The organism is Bowdeniella massiliensis, assembly GCF_023634005.1.
Classification (GTDB): Bacteria; Actinomycetota; Actinomycetes; order Actinomycetales; family Actinomycetaceae; genus Bowdeniella; species Bowdeniella massiliensis.
In genome coordinates this window covers 35288-47147 of the sequence record NZ_JALIQR010000011.1, presented here as the reverse complement: position 1 = coordinate 47147, position 11860 = coordinate 35288, and the positions used below count along the sequence as shown (strand labels likewise).

The following is an 11860-nucleotide window of genomic DNA, read 5'->3' as shown; positions in this document are numbered from 1 at the left end:
CAGCGTGTCGCTACCGAATACGTCAGGCATCGTCGATTTGGGGGCGCTCGCGCCCCAGCAGCCCCAGCAGCAGGCCGCAACTGGCGCAACTGTGGGCGAGGGCTGGATTGTCGACGCGGGCGAACAGCACCTGCAGGAGCTCATGGAGCGCTCGCGCACGGTACCGGTGGTGCTGGATCTATGGGCGACGTGGTGCCAGCCGTGCAAGCAGCTGGGACCGATCCTAGAAAAGCTCACCCGCAGCTACGGCGGCCGAATGCAGTTGGCCAAAATCGACGTCGATGCGAACCCGCAGCTCATGCAGGCCTTCCAGGTGCAGTCGGTTCCAACGGTGTTTGTCCTCATTGGGGGACAACCCTTCCAACTGTTCCAAGGCGCCCACCCCGAAAGTCAGCTGCGCGCACTGTTCGACGAGATGTTCTCCATCGCGGCGCAGCAGGGCGTCACGGGCACGCTGCCGCCCGATGCCAGCGCCGGCCAGTCCGACGAGGTGGCGGCGGAGCCGGAGGTACCGCCTCTGCATCAAGAGGGGATCGATGCCATCGACCGCGGCGACTTGGATGCCGCCCACGCGGCCTTTACTAAGGCTCTGAAGGAGGCTCCGGCGGACGCGGAGGCGAAATTAGCGCTCGCGCAGGTGGAGCTCATGCAGCGCTGCGGCGAGCTCTCCGACCCGCAGGCCATCATTGCCGCTGCGGGCGATAGCTCGGCTCCCGCCGGCGGTATTGACACCCAGCTGCAGGCAGCCGATATCGAATTCGCCGGCGGCGCGATTGATGACGCCCTCACCCGGCTGCTCAACGTGGTACGCCAAAGTTCTGGGGACGACAAAGAAGCGGCGCGCGTCCGGCTCGTAACATTCTTCGACCTGCTCGCGGGCGATCCTCGCGTGAGTGGCTACCGTCGTCAGCTCGCGGCCGCGTTGTACTAACGAACCCGGCATGGCCTCGACGTACGAACCGCTGGCGGTCGTGGTGCTATCGCGCTTTTGTGCTCGCGCGATGGGTCTATGCCGACTCCGTGTACGTCTCGGGCGCGCGCCAGCTCGGTGAAGAGTTAGCACGCGCGGCATTCGTCGTGTTCGATGTAAGCCGCGACGATGGTGATGTGTCCGAGGGGGACATCGCCCAGGACGACTAGTCCTTCGCGGGCGCGAGCCACAGGGCGCCGAGGGGCGGAATCCGCAGGCGCACGGAGTGCTCACGGCCATCCCAGGGGATATCTTCGGCCGAGACGCGGCCGAGATTGCCCACGCCGGAGCCGCCGTACAGCTCAGAATCGGTGTTGAGCAATTCGAGCCAGTCCCCGCCTTGCGGCAGGCCGATGCGGTAATTCTCGTGCGGCGAGCCGGCAAAGTTGATGACGCACACCACCACGTCCTCGCCATCGGAAGAGCGCCGCAGGAAGCTCAACACGTTATGGTCCGCGTCGTCGGCCTGGATCCACTCAAAGCCGCGGTGGGAGAAATCCTCCGAGTACAGCGCCGGGTATTGGACGTACAGTTCGTTCATCGTGCGAACGAGTTCGGCGACACCGGCGTGGGTGGGGTTATCGAGCAGCCACCAATCCAGGGACTGGGCTTCGTTCCATTCGGCGTCTTGGGCGAATTCCTGGCCCATGAACAGCAGCTGCTTGCCTGGGTGGGACCACTGGTAGGCAAGGGCGACGCGCACGCCGGCAAGCTGCTGCCACCAGTCGCCGGGCATTTTGCGCTTCAGGGAGCCCTTGCCGTGTACGACTTCGTCGTGGCTGATCGGAAGGATGAACTGCTCGGAGAACGCATACACGAGCGAGAACGTCAGCATGCCGTGGTGGTAGCGCCGGTTGATCGGGGCCTCGGCGAGGTATCGCAGCGTGTCGTTCATCCAGCCCATGTTCCATTTCAGGCCGAAGCCGAGCCCACCGGCGTCCGTGGGGGCGGTCACGCCCGGCCATGCGGTGGACTCTTCGGCAATCATGACGATGCCGGGGTTGCGCCGGTAGGCGGTGGCGTTGGTTTCCTGCAGGAACTGGATGGCCTCAAGGTTTTCGCGCCCACCGTAGATATTGGGCTGCCACTGCCCGTCGTTGCGCGAATAGTCCAGGTAGAGCATGGAAGCCACCGCGTCGACGCGCAGCCCGTCGATATGGAATTCTTCGAGCCAGTACAGGGCGTTGGCGACGAGGAAGTTGCGGACCTCGTTGCGCCCGAAGTTGAAGACGAGCGTGCCCCAGTCGGGGTGTTCGCCGCGCAGCGGGTTCGGATCCTCATACAGCGGCGTTCCATCGAAGCGGGCGAGCGCCCAGGAGTCCTTCGGGAAGTGGGCGGGCACCCAGTCCATGATGACGCCAATGCCGGCCTGGTGGAGTTGGTCGATGAGGTACTTGAAGTCATCGGGGGAGCCGAAGCGCGAGGTGGGCGCGTAATAGCTCGTGACCTGGTAGCCCCAGGAGCCGCCAAAGGGGTGCTCGGCGACGGGCATGAATTCGACATGCGTAAAGCCGAGCGAGGAGACGTATTCGACGAGTTCGTGTGCCAGCGCCCGGTAGGACAGGCCCGCCCGCCAGGACCCCAAGTGCACTTCGTAAATCGACATCGGCCCGGTGTGCGGGTCGGATTCGCTGCGCTTGGCCAACCAGTCCTGATCGCCCCACTCGTAGGAAGAATCGACGACGACGGAGGCGGTAGCGGGCGGGATTTGGGTGCCGCGCGCCATCGGGTCGGCCTTTTCGTGCCAGCCGCCGTCGGCGGACCAGATCTCGAACTTGTAGCACTGGCCGGCGCTCGCGCCGGGAATGAACAGTTCCCAGACGCCCGAGGAGCCGAGGGAGCGCATCGCGTGCTGGGTGCCGTCCCAGTTGTTCATATCGCCCTTGACACGCACGGCGCGCGCCGAGGGGGCCCAGACGGTAAAGGAGACGCCGGAGACGTCGCCGAGGACGGAGGGGAAGTGACGCACATGTGCGCCAAGGACCCGCCAGAGGTCCTCGTGGCGGCCCGCGGCCAGCAGGTGGCCGTCGAGTTCGCCGAAGGTGGGCCAGAAGCGGTAGGGGTCATCGAACGTGTGCGTTTCGTTGCCGTAGCTCACGCGCACCCGGTAGTCCGGCACGTCGGGCCCGGGTAGGACCGCGACCCAGATGCCGTCGTGTTCGTGGCGCGCCGGGTAACTGCCGTCGGCCGTCACGATCTCCACCGCGGAGGCCAGATGGCGCAGCGTGCGGATGGTGATGGCGCCATCGTGTTCGTGGGCGCCCAGGATGGAGTGCGGATCGTGGTGCAGGCCGCGCGCAACCGCGGAAAGGTAGTCGTGCGCGACGGGTGCGGGCTCGGCGTTCATGATGTTAGTTTCCCACCTTTTGTCGGAATCTGTCGCGGTGTTGAACGATGCGGCGGCGGCCAGCAGCTGCTTGATTCCCGCGAGCGGGATCGCCAGCCAGTCGGGCCGGTTCTGGGCCTCGTAGCGGGCCTCGTACAGGGCCTTATCGAGTTCGAGGGCCGCGAGCAGTTCGGGGTAGTCGGAAGGGTCCGGTACGTCGGCTGCGCGGTATCCGGAAAGGAAGGCCTCGCGCGCGCTTTGCCGCCACTGCTCGGCGGGGGCATCGGCGGAGGCGGCCGCGTAGTCGAAGGAGCGCAGCATGCCGGCGACATCGCGCAGCGGCAGGTCCAGCTCGGAGCGTTCGGCGAGGGGGCGCAGGGGCTCACCCTCGAAATCGAGCAGCATCCAGCCGCGCTCGGGGGCCTTGAGTACCTGGCCGAGGTGCAGGTCGCCATGGACACGCTGCAGTCGTGGCCAGGGCCGGGCGGCTGCGGCCGCGAACAGTGCCTCGACCTCATCGGCGTGCGCCGCGAGCTCGGGGACGGCCTGACAGGCGGCCTCGTACCGCTCGCGCCAGGTGGCCGCGATTTGCTCGCGGATTTCGGGCGTCGCGCTCTTCGTGGGCATGACCTCGCCAAGGACGCGGTGCACGTCCGCGCAGGCGCGGCCGAGAGATTCGGCGGCGAAATCCTGCCCGGCCGCGATCGACTCCAGCGCCTGGCTCCACGCGTCGGTGACGCCTGGCAGAAACTCCTGGGCGACGGCCAGGTGGCCGGTGGCGCGCGGGCCTGGCGAGCCATCGGGCGCAATCGTCTGCCAGCCGCCCGCGAGGTAGCCCTTGGGAGTGGGCACGCTTTCACAGCGTGCGGCGCCGAGCGCGCCGGTGACAACGACGTCGGGGTTTTCGCCCGCGGTCACGACCCGGAAAATCTTGACGATAACCCGCTCGTCGTCCTCCAACGTGATGATGAGCGAGGTGTTGGATTGTTCGGCGGAAACGACGCGAGATTCGCGCACGGCAGCGCTCGGCGCGCCGATGAGGGCAGCCATGAGCGCGGGGGCGAAGTCAGGGTCATAGACCGCGTCATACAGGTAGCGCGGCGCGGGGTTGGTCGCGGTCGGATCGTCGAGGATCTCGGCGATGAGCGCGTCCTCGAGGGCCGGTAGCGGGCGGCGCCGAATAGCGATCGGGAGCTGGTAGTGCGTCGTTGTGGGGGAGGCAAGGTCGGCGAGGACGATGACGGCGAAATCGACGTCGCTGGTAGAAGCGAGGCGAATATCGGTCTCGGCTAGCGCGAGGCGCGGCGTATGGTCCTTGCCCATGAACCAGCGTCGCCCCGCGAGGTAGGAGGTGAAGAGGTCCGGGTTCATGACGCCTCCGGCGGGGTGAGTGCCAGCCAGAAAAAGTCGCGGGCGGCCAGGGTCAGGGCGAGCTCGCCGTCGGCGGAGACATCGGGGAAGCGCGCGCCGCCAAAAACGTCGGTGACGACGAAATTGGCGTGCTCCGGCAGGTTGATTGTTGCCGCGCGCGAGGTGTTCGCGAGGTTCGCGATGCACAGGATCGTCTCGTCGGCGTTCGAGCGGGTGTAGGACAGCACCGCTCGGTGGTTAGCGTCCAGCATGGTGAAATCGCCATTGCCGAAGACGGGGTGGGCGCGCCGAATCTCGAGCATGCCGCGCATCCAGTGCAGCAGCGAGGTCGGAGTCGCCAACTGTGCCTCGACGTTGATACCCGAGTAGTGGTGGACGAGCGACTGGATGACGGGCAGGTAGAGCTTGCCCGGGTCCGCGGTGGAAAAGCCCGCGTTGCGGTCCGGCGTCCACTGCATGGGGGTGCGCACCGAGTCGCGGTCGGGCAGCCAAATATTGTCACCCATCCCGATCTCGTCGCCGTAGTACAGGCACGGGGAGCCCGGCAGCGACAAAAGCAGCGCGTTGGCCAGCTCGATCTCTGCGCGCGAATTGCGCAGCAGGGGCGCCAGGCGCCGGCGGATGCCGACGTTCGCGCGCATCCGCGGGTCTTCCGCATACCAGCCGTACATCGCGGCGCGCTCTTCCGTCGTCACCATCTCCAAGGTGAGTTCGTCGTGATTGCGCAAGAACGTGCCCCACTGGCCGCCGGCGGGAAGCGCCGGGGTGTCGGCGAGGATCTGGCGAATTGCGCCGGAGCGCTGCTCACGCAGCGCATAGTAGATGCGCGGCATGACGGGGAAGTGGAAGCACATGTGGCATTCGGGGCGCTCGTCGGTGCCGTAGTATTCGACGACGTCTTGGGGCCACTGGTTGGCTTCGGCCAGCAGGATGCGGCCCGGGAATTCACGGTCGAGCATCTCGCGCACGTCGGCCAAAAACTCGTGCGTCTTTGGCAGATTCTCGCAGTTCGTGCCCTCTTCTTCATACAGGTAGGGCACGGCGTCGAGCCGGAAGCCATCAACCCCGGTGGCGGCCCAGAACCGCACGACGTCGAACATCGCCTCGTGCACGGCGGGGTTTTCGAAGTTCAGGTCCGGCTGGTGGGAGAAGAAGCGGTGCCAGAAGTACTGCTTGCGCACCGGGTCGAAGGTCCAGTTGGAGGTTTCGGTGTCGACGAAGATGACTCGAGCGTCGGCGTATTCCGTATTCGTGTCGCGCCAGACGTAGAAATCGCCGTAGGGCCCGTCTGGGTTGGAACGAGAGGCCTGGAACCACGGGTGCTGATCGGAGGTGTGGTTCATGACGAGGTCGATGATGACGCGCAGGCCGCGGGCGTGGGCCTCGTTCATGAACTCCTCGAAGTCGGCCATCGAACCGTAGGTGGTGTCGATGTTCGTGTAATCGGAGACGTCGTAGCCGCCGTCGGCCATGGGGGAGGGATAAAACGGCGGGATCCACAGGCAGTCGACGCCGAGCCACTGCAGGTAGTCGAGGCGGTCGATCAGCCCGCGAATATCGCCGACGCCGTCGCCGTCGGAATCCGCGAAACCGCGCAGCAACACCTCGTAGAACACGGCGGTGCGGAACCACTCGGGATCATCGCTTAAGCCCGGCCGATGCACGTCCCCAAAGGCGTGCGCGACGTGGGAGGAGCGGCGGGCGGTGGTTTCGGGATGCAGAGAGTGCCTCAACGTGGTGTCACCTTCACAATGTGGGCGCACTGGGTGCGCGGGTCGAGCCGGACGAAGGGGACCGGCCCCCAGACAAAGTCCTGTCCTGACATTTCATCATGAACCTCGAGTAATGGTGAATCGAGCCCGAGCGCGGCCATATCGAGGTGGATGAGCGACTCGCGCGCATTGTGGGGATCAAGATTGACGACGACGATCACCACATCGTCGCGGCCATCGGGCGTGAAGCGGGCCGGCATGCGCTTGGAGAAACACAGGGTCTGCTCATCGGTCGTCGGGTGGATCGTGATGTCGTGCAGCTGCTGCAGGGCGGGGTGGGCGCGGCGAATCCCGTTGAGCATCGTGATGAGGGTGGTCATCCCCTCGGCCTCGGGAGCGCCCCAGTTGCGCGGTTTGAATTCGTACTTCTCGTTATCGATCTGTTCCTCGAAGCCAGGCCGGGGCGTCGACTCAATAAATTCGTAACCGGAGTAGATGCCCCACGTGGGGGCGCCGGTGGCGGCGAGCACGGCCCGGATCGCAAAGGCCGCGGCGCCGCCCTCCGTCATGTAGGGGGTGAGGATGTCGTGGGTGGTGGGCCAGAAGCTCGGGCGGAACATCGCCGAGGTTTCGCGCGCGACCTCGGTAAAGTATGCGGCCAGCTCCTCCTTGGTGTGGCGCCAGGTGAAATAGGTATAGGACTGGTGGAACCCGATCGCCCCGAGGGTGCGCATCATGGCCGGGCGCGTGAAGGCCTCGGCAAGGAAAACGACTTCGGGGTGCACCTTGTGGAAGTGCGCGAGCAGGCGCTGCCAGAAGTTCAGGGGTTTCGTGTGCGGGTTGTCGACGCGAAAGAGCGTGACGCCGTGGTCGATCCAGACCTGGAGCATGTCGCGGATTGCGACGTAGATGCCCTCGGGGTCGTTATCGAAGTTCAGGGGGTAGATGTCCTGGTATTTCTTCGGCGGATTCTCGGCGTAGGCGATGGAGCCGTCGGCGCGCCTGGTAAACCATTCGGGATGTTCGCTCACCCAGGGGTGGTCCGGGGAGCACTGCAGCGCGATGTCGAGCGCTACCTCGAGGTTGAGTTCGCGGGCGCGGGCGACGAAGGCGTCAAACTCGTCGAAGGTGCCAAGCTCAGCGTGGATCGCGTCGTGGCCGCCGTCGGCGGCGCCAATGCCATAGGGCGAGCCCGGATCCCCGTCCTTGGCGACGAGGGTGTTGTTGCGGCCCTTGCGGTTGGTGGTGCCGATGGGGTGGATGGGGGTGAGGTAGATGACGTCGAAGCCCATATCGGCGACGGCGGGCAGGCGCTTGGAGGCCGTCTCGAACGTGCCGGAGACCCAGTGCCCGAGCTTTTCGTCGAAGTAGGCGCCCTCGGAGCGCGGGAACATTTCGTACCAGGCGCCGCACATCGCGAGCTTGCGGTGGACGACGAGCGGGTAGGTGGCAGAAGGGGAGACGAAATCGCGCAGTGGATGCGCGGCAAAGACCTCGGTGACCTCGGGCGAGGTGGCTGCCTGGAGCGCGACGGCGGGATCGGTGGCATCGCGCAGCACGGCGACGGCGCGCCCGAGGGTTTCGATCGCCTCGGGCGGCAGCGGCCGGTTCGCGGCCCGCTCAAAGAGGATCGCGCCCTCGGCGCACATGAGCTCGGCGTCGACGCCGGCGCCGATTTTGATGCTGGCGTCGTGCACCCACGTCGCGTACGGGTCGGAGAACCCTTCGACGAAGAAGCTCCAGTCGCCCGGTTCATCGGGCTGCAGCCAGCCCTCGTAGCGGTCTAGGCCCTTTTCGACTTCCCGCATCGCGGTTCGGGAGTGTTCGCTGCCGTCAGGCCGCAACAACACGGCGGTAGCTCCATAGGCATCGTGGCCGTCGCGAAACACCGTCGCCGAAATGGGAAACGGTTCACCGACCGCTGCCTTGGCGGGCCAGCGCCCACCCTCCACTACCGGTTGGACCTCGGTGACCGGGATGCGCCCGATGATTTGGTAGGGCGCCGGTTCGGGTTTGGGATCCGGGGCCGGGTCGCGATCGACGTGCCCGACGGGGACCTCGGGTGCGGCGGCGCGGTGGGGTTCGACGGGGACGGCTGACTGACGCGACTTCTTCTTGCTCACACCTCCACGGTAGCGAGACCTCGCACCCAATGCAGCGGGTGTGCACCATGCGAGTAGATTTGGTCCGTGAGTCTTGTGAGAGCCGCGCGGCCCGGCCAGTTCATTGTGGGCGCGTTCCTGGCAACGATACTGACCGGCACCCTGCTGCTCATGCTGCCCGTGGCTCGTACTGGCGCCCCCGGCTGGGAGAGCTTCAGCGGCATTGCCCCCTACGATCCGCCCAGCTTCGGCCCGAGCTTTGGCCAGGGCGCGCCGTTGTCGGTCGCGCTGTTTACCGCGACGAGCGCGACGAGCGTGACGGGTCTGATCGTCGTTGATACCGCGACGTATTGGAGCGGTTTTGGCCAGGCGGTCCTCCTAGTGCTCATGCAGATCGGCGGCCTTGGCACGATGACGATCGCGGCGCTCGTCGCCATTGTCATCGCGCGCCGCCTGGGACTGCACCAGCGCACGTTGACGGCCGCTGCCACGGGAGAGCTTCACCTGGGGGATGTGCGCTCGGTGATCGTGCGAATCGCGATCCTGGCCGTGCTCGCGGAGTTGATTGCCGCCGCGGTCATGGCTACTCGGTTTCTGCTCATCGGCCAGGAGCCGACCACCGCCGTGTTTCATGCCGTCTTCTTAGCGATCTCGGCGTTCAATAACGCGGGCTTTGCGCCCTTTACCGATTCGCTCATCAGCTACGCCGCCGATCCCGCCATCATCCTTCCCATCTCCGCCCTCATCATCACCGGCGGACTTGGCTTTCCCGTCCTTGTCGAGCTGCGCCGACGCTTCCGCTCGCCGCACCGCTACTCACTCAATACCCGAATCGTCCTCGTGGGCACTACCCTGTTGCTCGGCGGCGGCTGGCTAGCGATGGCCGTGATGGAATGGCGCAATCCCGCAACGCTCGGTACGCACCCGGTAGGCACCAAACTCCTCATGGCATGGTTTTCCTCGGTCTCCCCACGCACCGCCGGTTTCAACTCCGTCGACATCGCCGGGCAATACGACGTGACATGGCTTGTGACCGATCTCCTCATGTTCGTCGGGGGCGGACCGGCTGGTACGGCGGGCGGAATCAAAGTCACGACGGCGCTCGTCATCGCGTTCATCGTCGTCACCGAAATTCGAGGCGAACGGGCCGTCAACGCGCTCGGGCGCCGGCTCTCACGCTCGGTGCACCGCCAGGCGCTGACCGTCGCGGCGCTCTCGGCGCTCGCGGTCCTCATCGTGACGATGGGGCTGATGGCCCTGACGCCCGCTAATCTTGATCGCGCGCTATTCGAGGCTATTAGCGCATTTGCCACCGTCGGGTTGTCAACCGGAATCACCCCGTCGCTACCCGGCAGCGCGCAACTGCTCCTCATCGTGCTGATGTTCATTGGCCGACTCGGGCCGGTCACCGTCGCGGCGGCGCTCGCGCTATCACGACGCAAAAAACTCTATGAATATCCTAAGGATCGGCCGCTCATCGGCTAGAAAGTAGGCAGTTGATGTTCACCTCTATCACCCGCCATGCCCCCACGGGTTCCTCCGTCGTCGTGATTGGATTGGGACGTTTTGGATCCGCCATGGCCGAGGAGCTGGAAAAGACCGGCACCGAAGTCCTCGGGATCGATGCGAATCCGGAGGTCGTCCAACAGGCCTCCGCCGCGTTGACGCACGTGGTGTGCGCCGATGGCACGAGCGAGGAGGCGCTGCGCCAGCTCTCGGTGCCGGAGTTCACCACCGCCGTCGTCGCCATCGGCGGTAATCTCGCCGCCTCGATTCTTACCGCCTCGGTACTGCTCAAGATTGGCGGCATCGAGGTGTGGGCGAAGGCCTCCAGCCCGGAGCAAGGCAGGATCTTGGAGCAGATGGGCATCCGGCACGTCTTTTATCCCGAGTCCGATATGGGGCGGCGCGCCGCCCACGTCGTCGCGCAGTCCTTCCTGGACTACATCGAGCTCGGCTACGGGTTTGCGCTCGTGTCCACGCGGGCGCCGAAGGATCTGGTGGGACGGGAGCTCGGGGAGACCAACCTGCGGCGCACCGCCGGTATCACGGTGATCGCCGTGCGCGATGAGGATGGCTCCTGGGTGACCGCGCATGCTGGCACATTCATTCATGACGGCGACACCGTGCTGCTCGTCGGGCCCGCTGCCGCCCTGGCCAAGCTGCGCGCCGGAGCATAGATGGGTTCGGGCTTCCGGTGGTTCTTCGCCGGTCGGACAGTGAGTTTCATCGGCTCGGCTGCCTCGCCCGTCGCGCTGTCGTTCGCGGTCTTGCAGCTGACGGGCGGCGATGCGCAGGCGATGGCCTTCGTCCTGGCCGCGAATTCGCTGCCGCTCATCATCGTCACGCTCCTCGGCGGGGTCCTCGGTGATCGGTTTTCTCGAACGCGGCTCTTACTGACGACGCATTGCGGTTCGGCCGCGGTGCTGCTCGCCATCGCCGCCGTCTTGGCATTCGCGCCGCACCAGGTATGGCTGCTCGTCGCCCTGAGTTTCCTTGCCGGCTGCCTTTCGGCGGCGACGCGCCCGGCACTGACCGGGATCGTGCCGCAGCTCGTCGCCCGAGAGCAATTGCAGCGGGCGAATTCCTCCCTCGCGATGACGAAGTCGCTGACGCGGATGGTCGGCCCGCCACTCGGCGGGGTGATCGTGGCGGTCTTCGGAGGATACTGGGCCGTCGCGCTCGATGGCGTGATGATGCTGGCGGCGGCGCTGTGCTTCACGCGGATCCGGCTGAGCAATGAGACGCTCGCGCCCGCATCCTCCCTCATCGCTTCACTGCGTGAAGGGTTCCGTGAGTTTGCCGCTCGGCGTTGGGTGTGGACCGTCACGCTCGCCTTTGCCGTCATGAACTTCTTTTACGCCGCGATCATCATGGTCATGGGTCCTGTCATCGCTGAGGAGAGTTTTGGGGCGCCCGGCTGGGGGCTCGTCCTGGGAGCGAGCGCAGCGGGGGTGCTCGTGGGTTCCTGGGCGATGTACTACGTAAGAATCCGCCATCTGCTCGCCTTCGGCATGTCGGCGGCATGTCTGCTCGCGGCGCCAATGATGGGGTTGGGCCTAGACGTGCCGATCGCGGTGCTCGTGGGGCTCGGCTTCGTATCAGGCCTCGGCTCCGGCGTCATGGGCGTCGCGTGGGATACCTCGATGCAGCAGCATATTGCGGGCGACGTTCTTTCCCGGGTCAGCTCCTATGACGTGAGCGGGTCGTTCATCGCGATCCCGACCGCGCAACTCCTTGCCGTTCCCATCGCCGGCGCCATCGGGGCCCGCACGTTTGCGATGCTCGCGGGGATCATCACCGTTGTTGCGATGCTCGCGCCGCTTTTCGTGCGCGAGGTGCGTACCCTCCGGGTCGCGCCGCGCACGCTGTGAGCGGC

7 protein-coding genes and 1 pseudogene are annotated in these 11860 nt (G+C 65.9%); 4 read left to right on the top strand and 4 right to left on the bottom strand.

Annotation, left to right across the window (positions count from 1 at the left end; genetic code table 11):
• Positions 1-4: 4 nt before the first annotated feature.
• Entirely contained in the window at positions 5-931 is a 927-nt protein-coding gene (locus MUN85_RS08710) for a tetratricopeptide repeat protein (protein ID WP_250506353.1), read from the top strand.
• Positions 932-1136: 205 nt separating this feature from the next.
• On the opposite strand, the gene glgB is transcribed toward MUN85_RS08710, so the two are convergent.
• The 4 genes and pseudogenes from glgB to MUN85_RS08690 all read right to left on the bottom strand — a co-directional run bounded on the left by glgB (position 1137) and on the right by MUN85_RS08690 (position 8502).
• The gene (gene glgB, locus MUN85_RS08705) at positions 1137-3317 is read right to left on the bottom strand and encodes a 1,4-alpha-glucan branching protein GlgB (protein WP_250506413.1); all 2181 of its coding nucleotides are present in this window, start codon (positions 3315-3317) and stop codon (positions 1137-1139) included.
• A gap of 1062 nt (positions 3318-4379) precedes the next feature.
• A pseudogene (locus tag MUN85_RS08700) lies at positions 4380-4667 on the bottom strand (maltokinase N-terminal cap-like domain-containing protein); the annotation flags it as partial.
• A complete protein-coding gene (gene treS / locus MUN85_RS08695; protein ID WP_250506412.1) occupies positions 4664-6331 on the bottom strand; it encodes a maltose alpha-D-glucosyltransferase in 1668 nt (555 codons plus the stop codon). The pseudogene MUN85_RS08700 and the gene treS, both read right to left, overlap by 4 nt.
• Positions 6332-6396: 65 nt before the next feature.
• Positions 6397-8502, bottom strand: a complete 2106-nt coding sequence (locus tag MUN85_RS08690) for an alpha-1,4-glucan--maltose-1-phosphate maltosyltransferase (RefSeq protein ID WP_250506352.1) — start codon at positions 8500-8502, stop codon at positions 6397-6399.
• A 66-nt stretch (positions 8503-8568) separates the two neighbouring features.
• On the opposite strand from MUN85_RS08690, the gene MUN85_RS08685 reads away from it, so the two are divergent.
• Genes MUN85_RS08685 through MUN85_RS08675 form a run of 3 tightly spaced genes read left to right on the top strand, consistent with a single transcriptional unit; the run spans position 8569 to position 11855 of the window.
• Positions 8569-9966, top strand: a complete 1398-nt coding sequence (locus MUN85_RS08685) for a TrkH family potassium uptake protein (RefSeq protein ID WP_250506351.1) — start codon at positions 8569-8571, stop codon at positions 9964-9966.
• A gap of 14 nt (positions 9967-9980) precedes the next feature.
• Positions 9981-10661 carry a potassium channel family protein gene (locus MUN85_RS08680; protein ID WP_250506350.1) on the top strand — a complete coding sequence of 227 codons (681 nt, stop codon included), beginning with the start codon at positions 9981-9983 and terminating at the stop codon, positions 10659-10661.
• On the top strand, positions 10662-11855 hold the full coding sequence (locus MUN85_RS08675) for an MFS transporter (protein ID WP_250506349.1): 1194 nt from the start codon (positions 10662-10664) through the stop codon (positions 11853-11855).
• The last annotated feature ends 5 nt before the right edge of the window (positions 11856-11860 follow it).